The 21,038-nt window shown below is 41.4% G+C and carries 20 protein-coding genes; 7 read left to right on the forward strand and 13 right to left on the reverse strand.

Annotated features, from left to right (window positions below; all coding sequences use genetic code 11):
• Nucleotides 1-32: 32 nt before the first annotated feature.
• Complete coding sequence (istA, locus tag QR722_RS09625; protein ID WP_502872465.1) at nucleotides 33-1,541, forward strand: IS21 family transposase; 1,509 nt, start codon at nucleotides 33-35, stop codon at nucleotides 1,539-1,541.
• The gene (gene istB, locus QR722_RS09630) at nucleotides 1,531-2,286 is read left to right on the forward strand and encodes an IS21-like element helper ATPase IstB (RefSeq protein WP_286282608.1); all 756 of its coding nucleotides are present in this window, start codon (nucleotides 1,531-1,533) and stop codon (nucleotides 2,284-2,286) included. Before istA ends, istB begins: the two co-directional genes overlap by 11 nt.
• 84 nt (nucleotides 2,287-2,370) lie before the next feature.
• On the opposite strand, the gene QR722_RS09635 is transcribed toward istB, so the two are convergent.
• The 5 genes from QR722_RS09635 to QR722_RS09655 all read right to left on the reverse strand — a co-directional run bounded on the left by QR722_RS09635 (nucleotide 2,371) and on the right by QR722_RS09655 (nucleotide 7,144).
• Nucleotides 2,371-2,862 (reverse strand): hypothetical protein, encoded by a 492-nt coding sequence (locus tag QR722_RS09635; RefSeq protein ID WP_286282609.1) that lies wholly within the window; start codon nucleotides 2,860-2,862, stop codon nucleotides 2,371-2,373.
• Between the two features lie 1,000 nt (nucleotides 2,863-3,862).
• A complete protein-coding gene (locus tag QR722_RS09640; protein ID WP_286282610.1) occupies nucleotides 3,863-4,075 on the reverse strand; it encodes a hypothetical protein in 213 nt (70 codons plus the stop codon).
• A gap of 131 nt (nucleotides 4,076-4,206) precedes the next feature.
• Nucleotides 4,207-4,380 carry a hypothetical protein gene (locus QR722_RS09645; RefSeq protein WP_286282611.1) on the reverse strand — a complete coding sequence of 58 codons (174 nt, stop codon included), beginning with the start codon at nucleotides 4,378-4,380 and terminating at the stop codon, nucleotides 4,207-4,209.
• Between the two features lie 176 nt (nucleotides 4,381-4,556).
• On the reverse strand, nucleotides 4,557-5,396 hold the full coding sequence (locus tag QR722_RS09650) for an SDR family NAD(P)-dependent oxidoreductase (protein WP_286282612.1): 840 nt from the start codon (nucleotides 5,394-5,396) through the stop codon (nucleotides 4,557-4,559).
• A gap of 5 nt (nucleotides 5,397-5,401) precedes the next feature.
• Nucleotides 5,402-7,144: an N-acyl-D-amino-acid deacylase family protein gene (locus QR722_RS09655; RefSeq protein ID WP_286282613.1), complete on the reverse strand. Its 1,743-nt coding sequence runs from the start codon at nucleotides 7,142-7,144 to the stop codon at nucleotides 5,402-5,404.
• Between the two features lie 128 nt (nucleotides 7,145-7,272).
• Here QR722_RS09655 and QR722_RS09660 point away from each other — a divergent pair, with 128 nt between their 5' ends.
• The 3 genes from QR722_RS09660 to corA all read left to right on the forward strand — a co-directional run bounded on the left by QR722_RS09660 (nucleotide 7,273) and on the right by corA (nucleotide 10,472).
• A complete protein-coding gene (locus tag QR722_RS09660; RefSeq protein ID WP_286282614.1) occupies nucleotides 7,273-8,292 on the forward strand; it encodes an AraC family transcriptional regulator in 1,020 nt (339 codons plus the stop codon).
• Between the two features lie 113 nt (nucleotides 8,293-8,405).
• Nucleotides 8,406-9,305, forward strand: coding sequence for a mechanosensitive ion channel family protein (locus tag QR722_RS09665; RefSeq protein ID WP_286282616.1), 900 nt, complete (start codon nucleotides 8,406-8,408; stop codon nucleotides 9,303-9,305).
• A gap of 99 nt (nucleotides 9,306-9,404) precedes the next feature.
• Entirely contained in the window at nucleotides 9,405-10,472 is a 1,068-nt protein-coding gene (gene corA, locus QR722_RS09670) for a magnesium/cobalt transporter CorA (protein ID WP_286282618.1), read from the forward strand.
• A gap of 47 nt (nucleotides 10,473-10,519) precedes the next feature.
• Here the strand turns inward: corA and QR722_RS09675 are convergent, their stop codons facing one another.
• Nucleotides 10,520-11,449 (reverse strand): GGDEF domain-containing response regulator, encoded by a 930-nt coding sequence (locus tag QR722_RS09675; RefSeq protein ID WP_286282619.1) that lies wholly within the window; start codon nucleotides 11,447-11,449, stop codon nucleotides 10,520-10,522.
• Between the two features lie 253 nt (nucleotides 11,450-11,702).
• On the opposite strand from QR722_RS09675, the gene QR722_RS09680 reads away from it, so the two are divergent.
• Complete coding sequence (locus QR722_RS09680) at nucleotides 11,703-12,626, forward strand: diguanylate cyclase (RefSeq protein ID WP_286282621.1); 924 nt, start codon at nucleotides 11,703-11,705, stop codon at nucleotides 12,624-12,626.
• On the opposite strand, the gene QR722_RS09685 is transcribed toward QR722_RS09680, so the two are convergent.
• A complete protein-coding gene (locus QR722_RS09685; protein WP_286282622.1) occupies nucleotides 12,623-13,354 on the reverse strand; it encodes a substrate-binding periplasmic protein in 732 nt (243 codons plus the stop codon). The genes QR722_RS09680 and QR722_RS09685 overlap by 4 nt on opposite strands.
• 151 nt (nucleotides 13,355-13,505) lie before the next feature.
• Complete coding sequence (locus tag QR722_RS09690; RefSeq protein ID WP_286282623.1) at nucleotides 13,506-13,757, reverse strand: hypothetical protein; 252 nt, start codon at nucleotides 13,755-13,757, stop codon at nucleotides 13,506-13,508.
• A gap of 140 nt (nucleotides 13,758-13,897) precedes the next feature.
• Here QR722_RS09690 and fabA point away from each other — a divergent pair, with 140 nt between their 5' ends.
• Nucleotides 13,898-14,416 carry a 3-hydroxyacyl-[acyl-carrier-protein] dehydratase FabA gene (gene fabA / locus QR722_RS09695; RefSeq protein ID WP_286282625.1) on the forward strand — a complete coding sequence of 173 codons (519 nt, stop codon included), beginning with the start codon at nucleotides 13,898-13,900 and terminating at the stop codon, nucleotides 14,414-14,416.
• A gap of 52 nt (nucleotides 14,417-14,468) precedes the next feature.
• Here fabA and rmf read toward each other — a convergent pair whose 3' ends face one another.
• From rmf to rlmKL, 5 genes are all read right to left on the reverse strand, one after another.
• Nucleotides 14,469-14,645 carry a ribosome modulation factor gene (gene rmf / locus QR722_RS09700; protein WP_286282626.1) on the reverse strand — a complete coding sequence of 59 codons (177 nt, stop codon included), beginning with the start codon at nucleotides 14,643-14,645 and terminating at the stop codon, nucleotides 14,469-14,471.
• A gap of 303 nt (nucleotides 14,646-14,948) precedes the next feature.
• The gene (locus tag QR722_RS09705; protein WP_286282627.1) at nucleotides 14,949-16,652 is read right to left on the reverse strand and encodes a DUF3466 family protein; all 1,704 of its coding nucleotides are present in this window, start codon (nucleotides 16,650-16,652) and stop codon (nucleotides 14,949-14,951) included.
• A 69-nt stretch (nucleotides 16,653-16,721) separates the two neighbouring features.
• Entirely contained in the window at nucleotides 16,722-18,620 is a 1,899-nt protein-coding gene (gene uup / locus QR722_RS09710; protein ID WP_286282628.1) for an ATP-binding cassette ATPase Uup, read from the reverse strand.
• Nucleotides 18,617-18,850 carry a glutaredoxin family protein gene (locus QR722_RS09715; RefSeq protein WP_286282629.1) on the reverse strand — a complete coding sequence of 78 codons (234 nt, stop codon included), beginning with the start codon at nucleotides 18,848-18,850 and terminating at the stop codon, nucleotides 18,617-18,619. The genes uup and QR722_RS09715 overlap by 4 nt, the downstream gene beginning before the upstream one ends.
• Nucleotides 18,851-18,852: 2 nt before the next feature.
• Nucleotides 18,853-20,955, reverse strand: coding sequence for a bifunctional 23S rRNA (guanine(2069)-N(7))-methyltransferase RlmK/23S rRNA (guanine(2445)-N(2))-methyltransferase RlmL (rlmKL, locus tag QR722_RS09720; RefSeq protein WP_286282630.1), 2,103 nt, complete (start codon nucleotides 20,953-20,955; stop codon nucleotides 18,853-18,855).
• Nucleotides 20,956-21,038: the final 83 nt, after the last annotated feature.

Consider the following 21,038-nt stretch of genomic DNA (forward strand, 5'->3'; position numbering starts at 1 on the left):
GCCTCTAAGCAGGAGAATGTGGAGTGATAGATGTGTCATTATTAAGTGTTATGCGTCGATGGTATTTTCGTGACGGTTTGTCCCAACGAGAAATTACTAAACGCACTGGATTGTCTCGCAATACAGTACGTCGTTATCTCAAAAAGGACATTGCTGAGCCTGTTTACACTAAGCGGCAGACCTTGGGCAAAGTCGACGAGTTCGAAGAACTGCTTATTAGCTGGCTTAAACGTGAAGCCAGGCGGCGCAGGAAAGAGCGCAAAACCGTTAAAAACCTTTATGAGGACTTATTGCCGCTTGGCTATTCAGGCTCATATGACAGGGTTGCTGCGTTTGTACGTAAGTGGCGTGAAGAGCAGCGACTAGCTGCATCTAATCAAGTTTACGTGCCATTAGAGTTTGCCGCAGGTGAAGCCTTTCAATTCGATTGGGGTGAGAACTATGCCTTTATTGATGGTCGTAAAACCAAGCTGCAAGTCGCTCATTTTAAACTCAGCCATAGCCGAGCCTTTATCCTGCGAGCCTATTTTACCCAAAGTCATGAAATGCTGTTTGATGCCCATAATCATGCGTTTCGGGTGTTTAACGGCGTGCCTGAGCGGGGCATTTACGACAACATGAAAACCACGGTTGATAAGGTGCAAAGGGGGAAAGAGCGCATTGTTAATCGCCGCTTCCTGACTATGGTCAGTCATTATCTGTTTGAAGCTGACTTCTGCAATCCGGCGGCGGGTTGGGAAAAAGGCCAGGTAGAGAAAAATGTACGTGATGCCCGCTCGGTTATCTGGCAACGCCTGCCGCGTGTTAGCTCACTCACCGAACTCAATGATTGGCTGGAGAATGCGTGTATAAAAGACTGGCAAACACGCAAGCACCCGCAGTTTAGAGATAGCACCATTGAGGATGTGTGGTATCAGGAGCAGAGGCAGCTGATGAAGGTGAATGCCCCCTTTGATGGCTTCATTGAGCACATGAAAAAGGTATCTTCCACCTGCTTAGTCAACTTCGACCGCAATAAATACTCAGTACCCGCCAGCTTCGCTAACCGGCGTATTAGTCTGCATGTTTATCCAGGCCGACTTGCCTTCATTGCACAGGGCCAGAAAATAGCGGAGCACAACCGCGTGTTCATGAGCAGTCATGATATACCGGGTAAAGTCGTGTATGACTGGCAGCACTACTTGCTCGTCGCGCAGCGTAAACCGGGCGCACTTCGCAATGGCGCACCGTTCAACACCATGCCCGATAGCTTTAAACACCTGCAATCCATTCTATTGCAACGTGAGCGTGGAGATAAGGAGATGGTTGAGGTGTTATCGCTGATATTACATCACGATGAAGCCGATGTCGTGAAGGCGGTTGAAATGGCCTTAGATGTGGGATGTCCTTCCAAACAACATGTTATGAATTGCCTGAGTCGGCTACTTGCCCCTTCAGCCCCTGCGCCAGTCCCCATTATTAACGGCCTGCAATTAGTCACCGAGCCGACCAGCGACACATCACGCTACGACACATTAAGAGGAAAACGTCATGCACACTGAAGCCTTATTACACACCCTTAAGATACTTAAACTACACGGCATGGCAAGCAGTGTTGCAGAGTTAACCTCGCAAGATTCACCCGCCTATAAACAAGCCTTACCGATACTCGACACCCTCGTAAAAGCAGAGGTGGCCGATAGAGAAGTGCGCAGCATCGCCTATCAAATGAAGACGGCCAGATTCCCTGTTTACCGAATAATTTATGGCTTCGACTTCAGCGAAAGTGAAGTCGATGAATACCTCATCAGAGGTTTACATCGTTGCGAGTTCATTGAAGATTGTCAAAATGCGGTGTTCGTTGGTGGCCCTGGCACAGGAAAAACCCATTTGGCGACAGCACTTGGTGTGCAAGCCATTCAACACCATCAATACCGCGTACGCTTCTTATCCACCATTGAACTGGTCAATACGCTTGAGCTAGAGAAACAAGCGGGCCACGTTGGCCGCATGGCAAATCTTTTAGCTAATTGTGATCTAGTCGTGTTGGATGAATTAGGCTACGTGCCCTTTAGTCAGGCAGGCGGCACCTTACTGTTTCACTTATTAAGTAAACTCTACGAAACAACCAGCGTACTTATCACCACCAATCTGAACTTCACTGAATGGTCAAACGTGTTTGGTGATGCGAAACTGACAACAGCCTTGCTAGACAGGTTAACCCATCATTGCCACATCATCGAAACGGGGAATGACAGCTACAGATTTAAAGAATCGACTAAAAAATCAAAGGAGAAAAAGCGCTAGAAACTAAAACATGATTATGGTCATATAAGACTACTTGGGTGGATCAGTTTTAGATGCAAATCGTGGATCAGTTTTAAGTACAAATTAACAATAAGTTGAATCATCCAAGTTTGCGCTTAAAAAGTAGCCTAAAACAATGAAAATGGACAAAAATAGTCCACTTAAACCAGCAAACATAAAACCAGAGTACATGTGATATATAGGGAACAATGTTTTCTTGGCCGACTTGTTCTGAAACAATACACCGATCAGACCAATAACGAGTGGGTAAACAACTCCAATAATAGTTAACTGACCTGCAAGAAACCCTCCTTGCCAATCAATAAGTTTCCTCCAATGTGGGAAGTCGTCAATAACCAACGGTATTAGCAAAAATAAATTGGTAACAATTAAAATGGCTAAAGTTACAGTCAGAAAAATATAGTAGCCGTGCCGTTGTGACCAACGCAATATGCTGTATTCTAATAAGCTCCATTTACTAGATAAAAACGCTTTATTTTGATAGAGCGTTTCATCGATATTTTTATCAATATGATATCGAAGTGAGTTAAGCAATTTCCCTATTTTAAAAAACACTTTAGTGACTCCATAAGCTCAAAAGTTAAAAGCTCCACCTATAAATGAATGGTAATATTTTACACATTAGACATTTTGTGTGAGCGTATATTCACATCAAAAAAGACGATTTTCTAGTAAGAGTGAAAAGTAATGCCTAAGTCCGCTTTGGGTCGATAAACGACCTAAAGTTTTTACCTTACACCCTGTGACCAAAAAGGTACAGTTCTGGTATCAATAGGCCTAAAAGCTATCCTAAAAAAGTAAGTACTCCTTCAACATATTATTGTTTAAATCTTTATGCTGTGGAGTATCAATTTTTTGAGAGGACATAGAAGTGGGATTCATTTATATAGGGCAGGGGGGGAACCTTACCGATTCCCTATGGCACTAGGTCACTGTGTTTTTTGTATTGTTCTCGCGGTGTTTGATCTATGTACCTGGATTGTCATCCCAAGGATTTATTCTAAGTAGTTGTTACTAACAGTTGATGTTATTAAAGTCATGTGATTATCTTGGCTGATATGACGGTTTCCCGAATGGCATTTGTCGTGTAAAGGAAGCGTCTCTTTGCACAAGTCGTAATAAGCTAGGTTTGCTATTGCCATTCATCACTGCTCATTTCGAGCTCCAACGTCGTGAGCTCCATAAAAGTTGCCACACCATACTAGATTTAGGAGCAGCTGCTCACCTTCGATGACTGTCGGCATAAATTTACAGCTGTTATTAGTTTTTCCTTTGCGAGTAGTCTAGTTATTCAGCTTAATTGTCTTTGATGACAAAATTCTCTCGTATCTCAGAATAAAGCGCCTAACTCAGAATAGTAGGGTTATTCTGAGTTCTCGCTGGAATCTCCAACACAAAGGGGCAATAACAGTATGATTGTCATAATTCAGTTTATTTAACATAATATACATTATGCGAATATCTAGTATTGGGCGTGTGAGGGGCTTACAATGCGTTATATGGATGGTTGATTAGGCGTTTATTGCTCTTCCTCCGTCAGAGGAATAAACGATAATCACCCATCAGATTTAATTTGGCTGGAAATGTTTGAAGATGTTCTGCCAACAGGCTCAGGCGCTGGCCGAAATCGAAAGACAGTTTTGTAATCGCCTCGTGTTGCTTGTACACCGTAGCCAACATATTTTAACGAATTACCCATGGCTAACAGATCGTCTCGATAAACTCTGTCTTGAACTCGATCACCTGCATCAACCCAGACAACAATCATGTCCCAAACAATGCTACGTTTTTCTTCAATGTAAGTAGGCGCGAAATATATTTATCTTCGTTCTCTTGAATGAAATCATCAAATACAGGTTTCTGAAATTTAGGTTTGGCAATCCGTTGCCTTTGGGGGTTTTATTCCTGAATCGTTTCTTGTGTAACCGTCACGTTCTCAGCTGTAGGCGCAGACGCATTCGCAATGGCAACATCACGAGAGCAAAACGCTAGTAGCCCATAAACGGTGAAACCCACGGCAGTAACAAAAAGTGGTAATACAAGTCTAAAGGTACTGGTGTTAAAATTGTTCATTACTTAATCGATAATTATTAAGACGATGCCAAAAAGATTTGAAATTAAAATTATCAAACTGAGGGGGACACTCCTAAAATGGGTGAAGAGTGCACTGTTATAGTATGTTCACTGAGTATGGATTTTATATTTAAGCTTAGTTTCAGATTTTATTTTCCGACATGTAGGTGAAATATTTAATTATTCCAGTCAGCTCTAGCTTTCCTCCAGCTGAGCAAGCGCTGTATACACCATGCAAATGTGCGCGGCATTAGCCTTGATTGTAAATATGTCAATTTAGCCATAAAGCCTGGAATGATCAAAAACTGATTTTTAGTAATACCTTTTACGGCAGCCGATGTGACTGCATTTACACTTAATGTGCCGCCGATATTTTTCAGAAAACGGGTCTCGGCTAAGATGTGTTCTGACTCCTCACTCACCATGGGAGTGTCAACTTCCGGTGGACATAACACTGAGACGTTTATGCCTGCTTCAAATACTTCCTGTCTTAGCGCCCCTGCCATGCCAATGATTGCGAACTTTGACGCGCTGTAACCACTGTAACCATAAATTGGAACTATGCCAGCCAGTGAGCTTACGAAACATAGCTTTCCCCTACCCCGTTTTAGCATGTCGGGTAGGAAGGCTTTTGCCACAGCCCGACTTCCCATTAAGTTGGTTTGCAGCATGTGTTGAAATTCCTGGTCACTTTGGTCAATAAATTTCACGCTTTGGACCAAGCCTGCACTCATAATAATCAGATCCGGTAGCGCAATCCGTTGACGTATTTCCTCTATACAGCTTGCAAGTCCTTGTTGACAAGATAAATCAGCACTGACGGCAATCACCTGCTGCTTTGCAGATGCTGCCAACAATTGACATTCAACACGAGCTGCAGCCAGTTTGGTATGATTCCTTGCAACTAGCACCACATCACAGCCTTTAGATACATATGCTTTTGCTAAATCCAGCCCAATACCACTAGAGCCACCGGTTATTACTACACTTTTCAATACCATGTCTTTTATCGCCATTTTGATTATGCCTTCACGGCTAGAAAGGTGCCAAAACCAGTTTGTTTACCCAATTGGTCTAACACTTGACCTTTGTTTACCGCTAGTTTTCCGTTGATGATCACGTATTCGACAATACCGGGATTGCGATTGACTAAACGTTGTAAATCGAAATTTTGCATCTGCGCCCAACTGACTTGTTCTAAATCCTGTTCTAAACCAGCTGGATCAATTATCACAACATCAGCACGGTCTCCATGGCGGATCTTGCCCGCCTCTATACCAAACCATTCCGCTTGGTCACCCGTTAGGCGCCATATTGCCTGTTCAATACTCATGAAAGGGAAACTATCGTCTTGCGATTCTTTGACCAGCTTGAGTAGACGTAGGGGTAAGTTGTAGAACGCCATATTGCGTATATGCGCACCAGCATCGCTAAAGGTAATTAGCGATCGCGGGTTTTTAAGCATGTTTTTTAGCACTGATTTTCGATGGTTTCCAATAGTGGTAAACCAACGAATTTTGTTGCCGTATTCCACCACTAAATCCAAGAATAGATCGACTACGTGAATACCTCTTTGTGTGGCGACTTCAGCAAAGCTCATTCCGATGATCGATTGGTCTGGACAATCAATAATCATGGCATCAGAAAAATCCCGTTGCCAGACCCGCGGACTGAGTTTTTCACCATAGAACTGGCGAAATTCTCGGCGGTATTTTTGGTCTTTGAGTAACGCGTTGCGGGCCAACTCATTCTTTAAATCTAGTGCCATCTCGCCGGCACCAAATTCTTCAAAAAACACCACATCTATACCATCGGCATAGACAGTAAATGGGGTGGGCAATACTTGCCAACGGAAATCGCCTTTCAGTAGGTTCGTCACCACAGACGCAAGCTTGGTTAAATTATTTAGATAGGCACTGCCTTTTAGGTCCATCTGACTGATTAAAGTGGTTTTTAATGGCCGCCTAAACCAACCGATAGATTCACGTAAATATTGAATAATCTGTAATGGCGAAGCCGCATTAGGTGCCCCTTGGTGCACTCGATTATAATGACGAAGCAATTTATTTAGCCGGGATATTTCGTTCCATTTTGCATAGGTACTAGGCAAGCTTTTCGACCACTCTCGGTCACCATCTATTTTATCCCACTTCAGGCACATGCTTGATAAGCCTAAGAATCCGCTATCTAGTGCTTGCTTTAGGGTGTTTTCCATGCTCAGCATTTCTTGTTCGGTAGGAACAATATTGATATCAGTTGCACGACTCAATCCCATCACACTCACCCTGAGATCGCTGTGACCCAGGAAACTAATTAGATTAGGACCAAGTGGCAAGGTTTTGACGAAATCCACCCATTGTTTAGGGGTAGACCAGCTTTTATGTTGTTTTAAAATAGGTAGCACACGCTCCCTTGGAACAGTCTCCACCCGGGTAAAAATATCTGAGGCATCTTCAGCGTCACTGCAGATCATACTTAAAGAGCAGCTTCCGACCAAAACCGTTGTGACGCCATGTCGTACCGATTCAGATAGGCTGGGACTGACTAATAGCTCCGCATCATAATGGGTGTGAGTATCAATAAACCCTGGCGTAACCCATCTTCCCTGCGCATTAATGACCTGCTCAGCAAAGTCGTGATCTATACTATCCACAGTCACTTTTTTTATCACACCGTCTTTAATGGCTAGATTTTGAAGTGACGACGGGCCCCCTGTGCCATCAAAATAGCGACCGTTTTCGATGATGATGTCGTATTGAGCCATGAAAAATGCGCCTCAACTGCCAGATAAATTAATAATTGCAAATAAGATAGCGCCCAATGTTGAAACAGTTCTTGTCATTTGATGACACATTGATTAAAAAATGGCTGAGCATTTAATACAGAGGCAATATGAGTCGTAATTATTTAATTCGTACCAAGGCGTTACATAAAATAGACGAGTTGATTCAATCGCTAGATGGCGATCCCATGCCGTTACTCACACGCTATCAACTCACTTTAGCGTCATTGAGCAGTGAACAGCAAACTATGCATATAAACGATTTGGTGAGCTTGCTAAATGACTGTGCCGAGCAGTTCAATTGTGCCGATTTCGGATTACAGCTAGGAGCAAAGCAAGACTTCTTAATGCTCGGTCCCTTGGGCGTGGTGCTAATGAACTGCCGTACTGCTAGGGAAGCTATGCATGCCCTGCGAGGTTTTATGTGCTTTCATAATCAGTCCGAGTACTGGAATTATCAAGAACACGGCGATATGGTACTTATTCAACGGCACGACCACTTCCTTGATATAAGTGATTCTCGGCAATACAAAGAGCTGGCCCTAAGCGCCAACTTTCATCTGAGTAAATTGTTACTAGGCACTAAGTTTATTCTTCAACGGGTTGAATTTAGCCACGCGCCGCTAGCGGATTCAGTCCATTACAGACGTTTATTCAAAACTGATGTGGTGTTTAATCGCGAACATGATCAGATAATAGTAGCTAAGGGCTTTCTAGATATTCCCCTTGACCGAGGTGATGATAGATTGAAAATCGCTACTGCTAACTATCTAAGCGAACTCAAGCAAGAATTTGTGTTCGACATAGTTCAGCAGGTCATTACCCTAGTGCAACAAACTCTCAGCTCTCAAGAAGCCAATCTTCAACACATCGCAGATCTTTTAAAGGTGAATAAGCGCACATTGCAACGACAATTAAAACAGCACAACATTATATTCAAGCAGTTGGTAAATGAAATGCGCCTAAAGAAAGCGTATTGGTATTTAGAGTCGAGTCAGATGGATATCACTTTATTGTCAGACATATTGGGCTACACAGACATCAGCAGCTTCTCGAGAGCCTTTAAAGCATCAACGGGCTATTCTCCGCTGATGTGGCGTAAGCGTCTGCTTGCTGTTAATTCCAATTAAAACAACATAACAGTCATATAATTGGTCTAGGCAAAAATTCGACAAAATACCCATCCAAGATCCACTAGAGTTAAAGTATACTTATTGAAGTTTTCTCACCTAGAGGTTATTTAGTGGATGATCTAATCCAGCTTATTACCCATCAAGCCATTCCTTATAGAGTAATAGCCATCACGTTGTTAGCAATAACGGCACATGTACTAGTAGTTTTACTCAGGTTATTCGTCAATCGTTTTTTGCTGAGTCAGCCAAAGAAGCAATTACAAAAACTAAAATCCTTTACCACCCTAACATCTAGTGCTTTGGCCATTGTTATTTACTTCTTTTCTTTAGGTCTAATTTTACAAGAAATTGGTATTACGCTTTCCACCTATTTTGCCAGTGTTTCGTTTATCGGATTGGCCGTTGGTTTTGGTGCCCAAGGCGTTGTTCAAGATATAGTTACCGGGTTAACCTTAGTATTTTCAGATCTTATTGATGTCGGTGATCTAGTCGAGATATCCGGACAAACCGGTATGGTTCAATCCATTACACTACGTTTTGTGCAAATTGAAAACGCACTTGGAGCAACGGTGTATATTCCAAATCGTACTATCGCGAATATTACTAACTATCCAAGAGGCTACATTCGCTGTTTGTTAGATGTCACTTTGCGCGGAGATGACAAAGTTAAATCGCAGATTAAGAGCCGCGTGCAAGAAGTCATGAGCAATATTAATGAACAATTTCCCGGTATCCTGATCACCGCCCCTTCGGTTGAAGGCCATTTAAAATTCAAATCGGGTAAGGAAGTGCTGCGGCTAAAATTTAGAATTTGGCCTAATCGAGGCGGCCCTATTGAAACCACTTTTAGCAAAGAATTAACCGCAGAGATCAAACGTTTCGACGCAGAGTTTCAAGATTGGATGATCGCTGTTAGCTATGAAGCGGAAGAGCGAAAATCCCCCATTACGCCAAGATGGTCATGGAATAAGGTGTCGACACAAGCGGATAAGAGAAACGCTGCTAAGTAACATTGGTTTAGTTGTAAAAATGTAATGATTTGGGTGGCGTCCCTGCCCTCTATGAGTTCAACCTGTTTATCGCATAGCAATTTAGAAGTGGCCTAAATAATGAAATTATTTACTAAAAAATACCATAAGCCAGGTACTCGACCTGGAATGTTGGCAAAACAAAAAGCGGTTCAAGTGTCCTTGGAGTTACTTGACTACAATGCATCATCTATACAACATCGTACAGATTTAAACATTGAACAATGTCGGCAGTTTATCGATAAGCCAAATGTTACTTGGATACATGTTCAGGGCGATCCATCAAACGACACCTTGAGAACTTTGGCCAAAGGATTAAATATTCACGAACTTTATGTCGAGGACGTGGTGAATACGGGGCAAAGACCCAAAGTTGAACTTAGCGAAAACCAAGTATTTATCGTTCTTAGCTTGCCCGTAGACAATGGAGAATTAGTAAGCGTCGAGCAAGTTAGCCTGTTTTTAACTGAAAATACGGTTGTGTCATTTTGTACTGGCACTTTCAATCCTTTTAGTCCCATAGTAGATCGCTTGAATAAAGGTTTGGGCAAGTTACGTAAACTCAATGCTGATTATTTACTCTACAATCTCGCAGATGCAGTTATCGATTTTGGCTATCCTCTACTTGAAACCTACTCTGAAAAAATCCAAAGCCTAGAAGATTCACTGTTACAATTTAGCGATGAAAAAGTACTGGCTCAAGTGCACAAGCTACGCCGTGAATTACTGCTATTAAGAAGGAAACTATGGCCACAGAGGGAAGTGATCAATGAAATCATCCGCGATGATGAATGCTTAGTGTTATCCAGCGAAACAAAGCTACATTTCCGCGATTGTCATGATCACGTGATTTCTATCATGGAGCTATTGGAAACTTACCATGAAATGACCTCTGGCTTAATGGAGTTGTATATGACAAGCGTGAGTTTAAAGCTAAATGATGTGATGAAGGTACTGACAATTATTGCCACTATATTTATCCCTCCTACATTTATCGTTGGAGTATATGGCATGAACTTCGACCCGCAGGTTAACCCATTGAATATGCCTGAATTAGAGTGGCAATACGGCTACCTGGCGGTATGGGTGTTAATTGCATTAATGATAAGTGGAATGCTATTGTTCTTTCGAAAACAAAAGTGGATCTAGCCTATTAAACATAGATAGGAAGAGCGCTTAAAACTCGACGTGACGAGTCAGATCATAAACTGATCACGGCCTTGATCTTTAGCTGAATATAATAGTTTATCTGCCTCTGAGATGAGACTTTCAGCGGATGCACTACCATGTTCACAAAGCACAGCGCCAATACTCAATGTTACCTTCACTGGGGTATCTGACACATTCTCTATTTCGAGGCTGCGGATCTTTTTGAGAATTTTACTTGCTACATACACCAGTCCATCTCTGGAAATATTAGGTAGCACCACGACGAACTCTTCTCCACCGAAACGTGCGACGCAATCAGTTGGTCTAGCAACAAGCTGTTGTAGCGTCCTACCTACCAGTTTTAAACATTCATCCCCCGCTAGATGGCCATAACTGTCATTAAATTTCTTAAAATGATCTATGTCCAAAATTAGTAGTCCGAGTGGAAAGCCTGAACGAGCAGCTAGTTTCAATTGAGTAGCAAAAAAGCCATCAAAATATCTACGGTTATATAAGCCGGTTAAACCATCTAAAAAAGACAAGCTACGCAGCTCATCAGCCATCAGTTTTGATTGAATGTGAGAGTTAACACGGTGACGTAGAGTGGAAATCGCGTAAGGCTTAGTGATGAAATCTATACAGCCCGCTTCCCAACACTTATCTTCAAAAGAGGCGCCACCATGGGAGGTTAAGAATATTATTCGAATATCTCTGGTGTCTGAGTTTAATTTAAGTTCTTCACACACCTGCAAACCACTCATGCCTGGCATTTCGATGTCGAGTAAAATCAGGTCAGGAATATTTCGTCGACAATACTCTAAAGCTGCATAACCGGAATTGGCAGTAGCAACCGTATAGGTCTCATTTAGCGCATTCTCAGCGATAACCAAATTAATATCCACGTCATCTACAATCAATACATGGGGCTTTGGTTTCGACTTTTTGCTCAACGTAACATCAAGACTCGTAATAGACATATCCTCTCTAAGTTAACAACAACATTGAGTTAATCAGGGCTAACAAAAAACAATATTATGAATACTTTTACGGTAAAAAAAGTATTCGAAATCATGGCTTTTCAATATTATACCTTTAGGTCATAATAAATGTTCAAGTTAAGATGTTCATTTCAACTTTAGTCTACAAGCTGGGATTAACATATTTTATCGGCTAAACTATTGCTTACTGAATATTTAATTGTCTGAACATTATAAAATAAATGGAGTTTTTTTGTTTACTCATGATTTTTACACTGAATCTGAAAAATTTTTAGACCATGCGCGCATTCTAATTGTAGATGATCATGATATAAATCTAGAAATTATTAAAGCCCACCTCTCTCCCCTATACGATGTCTATACTGCCAAATCAGGTGAAGAAGCCCTAGAATTCTGTTATCGAAAGCAACCTGATCTGGTCATTATGGACGTACAAATGCCCGGCATGGGGGGTCTCAAAGCCTGCCAATATATTAAAAATGAGCCGGTGTTATGTAATATTCCCGTGTTATTCGCCACAGCCTTGGATAAACCTTCCGATGAAGCAACTTGCTGGAATGCAGGGGGAAGCGATTTTATTACCAAGCCCATTTCCCCTGAGACATTACTCAATCGAGTCAAAGCTCAGCTCAAGTATAAACTGCAAACTGACACCCTTAGAGAATTTGCTTTTTTAGATGGTTTGACCGGTATCTACAATCGTCGATATTTTGATGATTGCTGTAAGCGACAAGTGGGCTTGGCTAATCGAAAGGAGCAACCTCTGAGTTTATTAATGATCGATATCGATTATTTTAAACAATACAATGACCACTTTGGACACCTTGCAGGCGATGACACCCTCAAGGTAACTGCCGAAAAAATAGTTACCACCTTAAAGCGCCCTACTGACTTTGCTTGTCGCTATGGTGGCGAAGAGTTTGCTTGCTTACTTCCTGATACTGATAAGGAAGGAGCAGCTTATATCGCAGAGGAACTCATTCGTGCGGTGAATAGTTTAAAAATATACCATCCAAAGTCTCCCTTTAATTATGTCAGCATTAGTGTGGGTATTGGTTGTATAGATGAACAAATCGATACTGGAGATTTACTGATAAACAGCGCTGATAAACAGTTATATAAAGCCAAAAATTATGGAAGGAAGTGTTGGGCTTAGTAATCTAATTCATTTGCATAGTAAGTTTGTCTTATACGCGCAAAATCGCCATTTTTCGACCCTTCAACTAAAATTCTCTCAAGTTCAGGCACGCGATCAATCAAACTTGATTGTTTACTTATAGCAAAATAATACTGTTGCTGACTCGCTGGCTGGAAGTTAGCTGGCACAATAGTATTATGGGTACTAATAGTGTTTAACATGGCATAAGTACTTTGCGGGAAATGAATAAACCCCTCGGCTCTCCCCCGGTCTAATAACTGAATTTTCTGTTCTAATGTAGATACTTCAACGAGGTTTAACCTTGGTCGTTTAGTTCGTGCTGAAAAATATTCTGCTTTGATTGTGCCTGCTATATGCACTTTTGCTAAAGCAGAAATACTGGTTAATGTTTCTTGATCTTGAACACGGACAAAAAGCACTTGTTGAATTGATTCATAATTTGGTTTTAGGTAAATCAGTTCTTTAATTTCAATACGCCCTTCTTTTAGGCCAACCATGATATCTAAATCACCGTGACGTAACTCTACCAATCTTCTGGCAAAAGGAAGGTAGCTAACAACCAGTTTAGCATTCAATTTATCCGCAAGATAAGCCAAATACTGCCTATGTAGGCCGTCTGGGAATTCAGGGGATACAGCAGAACGTATTTGCAACTGCGAATAAGCAGCAGGACAAACCAACATGAATGCTAGCAGCCAAATTGTGGAAAGATGAAGTTTGAACAACGAATTAACTTTGTGGTACAGATATTTGATTAATGTCGCATGATCATTAACGCATTTCAACTTTTGTGCGTAGATTAATCACCCTTTGAGAGTACAAAATAATTCACACCAAGGACAGTTATCACCTTAGCTCGCTGCAGAACATCAATCTTTATCGGTTGTGGTCTTTTAACCACTCATTCAATAACTTAATTTGGCCACATTTATAGGCTGCGTAGGTTATGCGTAACGCATTTGATAACACTTCATTGTCGGTCCACTTGGTTTTTTCACGAATATCATCATAACAGCTCATAGCCTCTTTACTTACATAGCCTCGCACATGCTTATGACCTAGTTCTTTTTGGCGCTGACGATAACGTCGTTGTTTTTCTGCATTGGCACTTTTTTGTTTTTTTTCCACTTAAAAACCTATTTATTGCTTAGTTTCACCGCAGTGTAAAAGGAATTTACCAATACTGCAGCATTATTTCACTGTTCAGAGTTGTTAAGCGTACAACTGTTCGCTAAATTAGACTCCTTTATAGCAGCGATGATGAATAGATGAGCGAATTTAAATCAAGTTTTAACAAAGAAGACCTTTTGGCTTGTAGCAGGGGTGAATTGTTTGGTCCAGGCAATAGTCAGTTGCCGGCGCCCAATATGTTAATGATGGACCGCATTGTGACTATCAGTGAAACAGGTGGTAAGTTTGATAAGGGCTATATTATTGCCGAATTAGATATCACACCAGATTTATGGTTTTTCGATTGTCACTTTCCTGGCGATCCCGTGATGCCTGGATGTCTAGGTTTGGATGCCATGTGGCAACTAGTTGGTTTTTTCTTAGGTTGGTGTGGTGGTCCTGGTAAAGGTCGCGCCTTGGGTGTGGGTGAAGTGAAATTTACTGGACAAATATTACCAACGGCTAAGAAAGTCACCTACAAAATAGATATGAAGCGAGTCATTAAGCGCAAACTATTCATGGGAATGGCTGATGGTGTGGTAGAGGTCGACGGTCGTGAAATTTATGCTGCAGATAATCTTAAAGTAGGATTGTTTCAGGATACTAGTAATTTCTAAGCTGGCCTTTTAGCCAAATAATTAAAAGCCCCTTTAAAGGGGCTTTTTTGTATCAGCGGTTACTTAATCCTAGATTCCTATCTTCTATGGCTTCTCGCCATCCGCCTAACCACTGAGAACGGGATTCGATTGTTTGGAATGGGCAATTTTCTTTAGAACGACCTGATATACCTGCTTGATAGCCTTTTGAATGAGCACGGGAAAGTTTATCTCTTTTTTGTCTTTTCATTGAGTAACCTCTTTTAGAAAAATTTGCGATTGTGGTTATTGCGACCACATAATTGAGAGTATATGAAGATGAAAATGGTTCAATGTCATTAAGTACAATTATCCATCAGTTTGGTGTATTCCTATGATTCATAAGGAATTTTTCTTTTACAACAAATTCAACTAAAGGTTATAATTTTAATTACCATTTAATATTGCAGATTTATTACACCTTTAATTTCCGTAAGTTACGAACAAAAGTTTTATTTGGGTTAAAAAAAACCTCGTCCGAGGACGAGGTTTTTAAATTGCTTAAAGGCTTTACTTAACGCTTAAACACTCGATGTAGGCCAACTAGCAGTAACCCGAATATAAACAGGCCATTACTTCCGCCTTTACGCTTAACGGGCTCTGTTATCAGTCGACAATCGTCGATTGTACCACTTGGAATTGGAACCAACTTAACCGCTACTGTGACGTTTTCAAAAATAGTGTTACCTCGTTCATCAAGAGCCAATTGACCGGTTACATCATTTACTTCACGATAGATAACAGCTGTTGCCGAGATCTCATCGTTATCATTGATATCATTGGCTTGCACTATAGTGTACGGAGTGTCACAACTTAATAAGGTATTTATATTGGTAAAAGTATCTTCATCTACGCTATAAAGAAAAGCTTCACGACGTCTTACCCCGGTTAGGCTAGTATCAACTTCCCCTTCCCCTACTACTAAATTATTGTTGTTGATCGCTCGAGCGACACTAGATGAGGTATTGAAAAAATCATCAGGGAAATTGGTAAATTCTCCTTGATAATCATGCACGAAAAATTTTGTTCTAACTGCACCATTGATGATGATTTGCGCTTGACCTACTACTAGATCGTTGTCATTTATATCGCTCGCTTGACTTTGAATATAGATTTGGTCATCTATAAATCCAAAGGCTTCTTCACCATCAAAAACGGCTGCCTGCTGAACCACTATGTTCTCTGAATCCTGGTAATAAGTATCAGACACACCGGCTGCAATGCCATTATTGTTAATCGCTTTGGCAGTACTGGCATAAAACTTTTCATTCCCCGGCTGAGGATTAATCAATATGCCTAATTCTCGGCTACTCAATAATTGACCTGAAGAGTCGAAACGCCAAATCATTCCCCGGCGTCGAAAGACTTTATCAACGGGTCTAACATTACTTTGACTGTTACTTGCAATCGTATTCAAATAGGAATCGAAAATACTACGTATACAGGCTTCATAGGGTACATCACCACGTAAATCTGGGTCTTCACACTGATCTGTTAGTTCTTCGAAGCTATCAACAACTTCGATTGAACCTGCGCCTGCTACTTCAAAACTATCGTTTATATCAAAGGCTTCACTCACCCCGCCCATAAAATCTTCAGTGGGGGGCACACTAAAAGTCTGACCATTGATATCGAGAAAGCCATGGGGCAGAAACTCTTGGTAATGGTAAACCAGATTATTGCCGTTTTCGTTACGATACTCAACTTTTCTAAACGGATACTCAGCAGTACCTACTGTAGCAGAAAAATTATTAATACCATGTACAGTAGTGTCTGCACTTTTGGTCAAGCCCTCCAAATCAGGTTCAATAACATCAAAGGCTTTTAATAACTCGGCCTCTGCATTATTGCTGATAAAGCTTTGCACACTGGCTAATTGTTGGAAAAAAGGGTTTGCCGAATTGCTTGAGTTAGTAATAAAACTGTACAGAATAACTAAATCTTCACGATTAATATTACCCACGGCAGCAGCGCCTAAATCCGTCAGAGTGTTTATGAGGACTTCGCTTTCAAAATTAAGCAAATCCACATCAATTGGCGGGTTAAAAGGGGTTCTAATGGTGGCGGCTACTTCTCCCTTATCATTTATTGCAGATGCAAAGCTATACACTCCCTGATCTCTTAAGGGTAATTCTACGACTCTATATTTAGCCGCTTGCGCGGTGGCAACGGTTAATATCGAAAGAGTTAGCCCATAGGCCAGCCTACTTATTCTCATTTCTTATCCTGTAAACTATTACTTGATTACTTAATATCGGCAATTAGGGTGATTCTAATATCTACTCGCTTATTCAGCTTGCATGCCTTCCAACTCGTCCCACCTAGCAAAGGCAGTAGCAAGCTTTGATTCTTGTGCTGATAACTCTGCAACTGCTTGATTAAAATCATCCGCGGAGCGTTTAAACAGTTCAGGATCACTTATCTTTACCTGCAATTGACTAACCTTAACTTCTAGTTTTTCGATTTCTAGCGGTAATTTTTCCAATTCCACTTGATATTTATAAGCTAACTTTTTAACTTTACGCTTTTCTGGCTGAGCTTTATGACTCGCTGATTTTACAGAAGTTTCCTGAGGTGTCAGTTTTTTTTCTGATTCATACCAAGATTCAACATCGGTATAGCCTCCGACGAACTCTTTTAGTTTGCCCTGCCCTTCAAAGAATAGACTGCTGGTAGCGACATTATCGACAAACTCCCTGTCGTGGCTAACCAAAATTAATGTCCCTTTGTAACTCGATAAAATCTCCTCTAATAATTCTAATGTTTCAACATCCAAATCATTGGTAGGCTCATCGAGAATTAATAGGTTATTTGGTTTGAGTAGAAGTTTCGCGAGTAAAAGACGATTCTTTTCTCCACCAGACAAGGATCTGACCGGTGAATTCACCCGCTCTGGGGTAAATAAATAATCTTGCAAGTAACTGATCACGTGCTTGCTATGACCATTTACCATCACGTCACGTTTACCATCAGCAACTGCATCAATAACCGTTTTGTCTAGGTCAAGAGCATTTCGGTGTTGATCGAAATAAGCGGCCTGAATATTGGCCCCTTGACGAACATGGCCGGAAGTTGGTTCAAGTTGCCCCATCAATAATTTGATCAGTGTACTTTTACCACAACCATTGGGACCGATAAGGGCCAATTTGTCACCCCGAAATATACTGACTTCGAGGTTTTCAATAATCAATTTATCTTCAATGGTATAATGCAAATCTGTGGCTTCGAATACCATCTTGCCCGAGTTGCCTCCGGTGCTGACGGTAACCTTGGCGCGACCTTGTACATTGCGTCTCTGGGCATGCTCATTACGTAATGCTTTTAATGCTCTGACACGGCCCTCATTGCGCGTACGTCTGGCCTTTATGCCCTGACGGATCCAGGTTTCTTCTTGCGACAATTTTTTGTCAAATTCGGCATTGGCATTAGCCTCAATTTGTAAATCCTGCTCTTTTTGATCAAGATAAGTTTGGTAATTGCCGGGGTAACTGGTTAGTTTTCCCCTATCAAGATCTAAGATGCGAGTTGCTACAGAACGGATAAATGCCCGGTCATGGCTGACAAAGACGATAGCGCCTTTATAATCTTTAACAATTTCTTCTAACCACTTTATCATACTGATATCTAAGTGGTTGGTAGGCTCATCAAGTAACAGAACATCGGGATCACCCACTAGCGCTCTAGCCAATGCCGCTTTTCTTCGCCAGCCACCGGACAAGGATGATAATTGTTGGTTTGCTTCTAAGCCGAGTAAGGTTAAAACTTGACTAATTTGTTGCTCGAACTTCCAACCATCATGATGGTCAAGTTGTTGCTGCAAATATTCTAATTTATTGAGATTTTTCTCACTGGGGTCTTCACCAATAATAGTGGTGAGGTGGAAATAATCTTTTAGTAACTGTCCTTTTTCGGCCATCCCTTCTGCGACGTAATCAAAAAGGCTTGATTCTACGCTCTCAGGTGGGTCTTGAGCCAAGCGCGCAATTCGCACATCAGAGGATACAATCCTTTGACCATCATCTAGGGTTTGTTCTTCACCTAACACTTTCAGTAATGTCGATTTTCCGCAGCCATTACGGCCAACCAAACATACTCGTTCTCCTGGGTGAACGACTAATTCAACATGGTCTAATAGAGCAGAATGTCCATATGCCAAACAGGCATTTTTAAGTTGTATTAAACTCAATTTAAAAACTCACTTAGTAGGTCAGCGTCAAACGGCCAAGCTAATTCTTGTTGATTATCCTGACGTTTTAAGACTGGGATCCTGGCACCATAAAGGTGATAAAGTGCAGGATCTGACTTCACATCAAGCTTGATAATTTCAATCGATTGATTGCGAGGGTGTTGATCTAGCAACTGCTGTGCTAAATCACATAAATGACATTGTTGACCGCTAAAAAATTGTAACTGCATAACTATGATCCGCTATCCGTTAACAACCAACAATGATGTATTTTGGGGTTACGTTTAAAATCTTCTGGCAGAGTTTTCTGAGTCCAATCCTCAATCTTAAAACCTAAATCCCCAACCGCCTGTTGGTCTAACTTAAAGCTACGTAAATTATTTGAAAAAACTATCTCGCCACCGGGACGCAGGCACTTTTTCGCATTGGCCAACAGGCCTAAGTAATCCCGTTGCACATCCCAGGTATTTTCCATACGTTTAGAATTGGAAAAAGACGGTGGGTCGATAAACAGTAGATCATATTGCTGATCGTGACGCTCTAACCAAGTTAAACAATCTGCTTGAACGAATTCGAAGGCACCTTGGAGTTTATTTAGCTGCACATTTTCTCGTGCCCATTGTATGTAGGTTTTTGACATGTCGACAGTAGTGACTGAGCGCGCACCACCTAGGCCTGCATGCACGGACACGCTACCAGTGTAAGCAAACAAATTCAGCACATCTTTATTTTTGCTACGCTGCTGGATCAATTGGCGAGTGATCCTATGGTCTAAAAATAAACCTGTATCCAAATAATCACTCAAATTGACTATAAATTGTGCGCCATTTTCATGTACTTTTAAGCCCACATTGCGCTCTGATACCTTGTTGTACTGATTACTGCCTTTTTGTTGTTGGCGTGTTTTCACCACAATATTATTCGCTGGAACGCCAGTTGCGCTGGGCAAAGCGATTAAGATTTCATGTAATCTTTTTCTAGCTTTTTGCTCTGGTACATCCTTGGGTGGTGCATATTCTTGTACCACCAACCAATCTGCGTAGCGGTCGATTGCGGCATTGTATTCTGGTAAATCAGCGTCGTAAATTCTATAACAATCAGTGTCTTGTTGTTTTAACCAACGACTCAAAGATTTTAAATTTTTACTAAGACGATTCGCAAAGTCAGAGTTAATACTTTGCTGTTCTCTGATCTGGCAATTCTTTTCATCTAACAGATAATTGACCAACACACATTCGATTGGCCCATTCATGATCCCGTAGTCTTTCTTAGCGACAAATTTTAATTGCTTTAACAGGTCGCGATTAGCCGTTAGTAGACTCATATGCCAGCCTTGGAAATGCATTTTCAAATGCTCGCCCCACGCTTGGAATACAGGCAACAATTCAGTCAGCTCACTTAACCGTTCGCCATAGGGAGGATTCGACACTATCACCCCAGGGGCGCTGTCGAGTTGTAATTTGGTGGCATCAGAATTAAAGAAGGTGATCCATTGATATACCCCTGCCGCATCGGCATTTTGCTTGGCATGATTGAGCACCCGTTTATCCATATCGTTGGCAAAAATGGATACTTTAGGCGTAACTGCTTCCGATTTAGCCTTCTCTACCGCCTCTAGCCATAAGCTTTCGTCATGCTTTAACCAGTTATCAAATCCCCATGCAGCTCGATTTACACCCGGGGCAATATTGCCAGCCATTAAAGCCGCTTCAATCGCTATGGTCCCGGAACCGCACATAGGGTCGAAAAGGGGCAACTGGTGATTTTTGGTCCACCCGCTGCGGATTAACATTGCGCAGGCAATATGTTCTTTTAGCGGCGCTTTACCGGTTTGTTGACGGTAATGACGCTGATGTAAACTTTTGCCAGAAATATCGATATAAATTTCGATATTCTCTCGACGGGCACGGGCTTGAATACGAATATCTGGTCGGGTTTTATCTACATTTGGACGCTCACCAAATCGCTGAGTGAACTGATCTACAATAGCATCTTTGACTTTTAGCGCACCAAACTGAGTATTATTGATGGTGCGGTTAGTTCCGATAAAGTCAACGGCAAAGGTATTATTCAGGGCAAAGTGATGGGCCCACTCAACCTCGGTGACTATCTGATACAAATCTTCGGCATTATCTATTTTGCCTTGCGCGACCTTAATCAGCACTCGATTGGCTAATCTGGACCATAGACATATCTGATAAACATCGGACAGCTCTCCGCTAAAATAAACTTGGCCTGGCCGCTGACTAATTTGCCTTTGGTCACATAACTGCGACACTTCTTCTAAAAGCAAATCATCCAGACCTTTGGAAGTGGTAACTGTGATATCTAACATAAACAACCCGTGTAATGAAAACGCAGAGGATTATACGGGATTAACCTGCTGTGCATAAGGGGAACGCAGAAAAACATTGTTTT

Origin of the sequence: Aliiglaciecola sp. LCG003 (genome assembly GCF_030316135.1) — a bacterium.
Taxonomy (GTDB): domain Bacteria; phylum Pseudomonadota; class Gammaproteobacteria; order Enterobacterales; family Alteromonadaceae; genus Aliiglaciecola.

Excerpts from the sequence above, each read along its gene's own strand:
- istB (WP_286282608.1), top strand. The coding sequence starts at position 1,531 with ATGCACACTGAAGCCTTATTACACACCCTTAAGATACTTAAACTACAC.
- QR722_RS09640 (WP_286282610.1), bottom strand. The coding sequence starts at position 4,075 with ATGATTGTTGTCTGGGTTGATGCAGGTGATCGAGTTCAAGACAGAGTT.
- QR722_RS09645 (WP_286282611.1), bottom strand. The coding sequence starts at position 4,380 with ATGAACAATTTTAACACCAGTACCTTTAGACTTGTATTACCACTTTTT.
- QR722_RS09650 (WP_286282612.1), bottom strand. The coding sequence starts at position 5,396 with ATGGCGATAAAAGACATGGTATTGAAAAGTGTAGTAATAACCGGTGGC.
- QR722_RS09655 (WP_286282613.1), bottom strand. The coding sequence starts at position 7,144 with ATGGCTCAATACGACATCATCATCGAAAACGGTCGCTATTTTGATGGC.
- QR722_RS09660 (WP_286282614.1), top strand. The coding sequence starts at position 7,273 with ATGAGTCGTAATTATTTAATTCGTACCAAGGCGTTACATAAAATAGAC.
- corA (WP_286282618.1), top strand. The coding sequence starts at position 9,405 with ATGAAATTATTTACTAAAAAATACCATAAGCCAGGTACTCGACCTGGA.
- QR722_RS09675 (WP_286282619.1), bottom strand. The coding sequence starts at position 11,449 with ATGTCTATTACGAGTCTTGATGTTACGTTGAGCAAAAAGTCGAAACCA.
- fabA (WP_286282625.1), top strand. The coding sequence starts at position 13,898 with ATGAGCGAATTTAAATCAAGTTTTAACAAAGAAGACCTTTTGGCTTGT.
- rmf (WP_286282626.1), bottom strand. The coding sequence starts at position 14,645 with ATGAAAAGACAAAAAAGAGATAAACTTTCCCGTGCTCATTCAAAAGGC.
- QR722_RS09705 (WP_286282627.1), bottom strand. The coding sequence starts at position 16,652 with ATGAGAATAAGTAGGCTGGCCTATGGGCTAACTCTTTCGATATTAACC.
- QR722_RS09715 (WP_286282629.1), bottom strand. The coding sequence starts at position 18,850 with ATGCAGTTACAATTTTTTAGCGGTCAACAATGTCATTTATGTGATTTA.
- rlmKL (WP_286282630.1), bottom strand. The coding sequence starts at position 20,955 with ATGTTAGATATCACAGTTACCACTTCCAAAGGTCTGGATGATTTGCTT.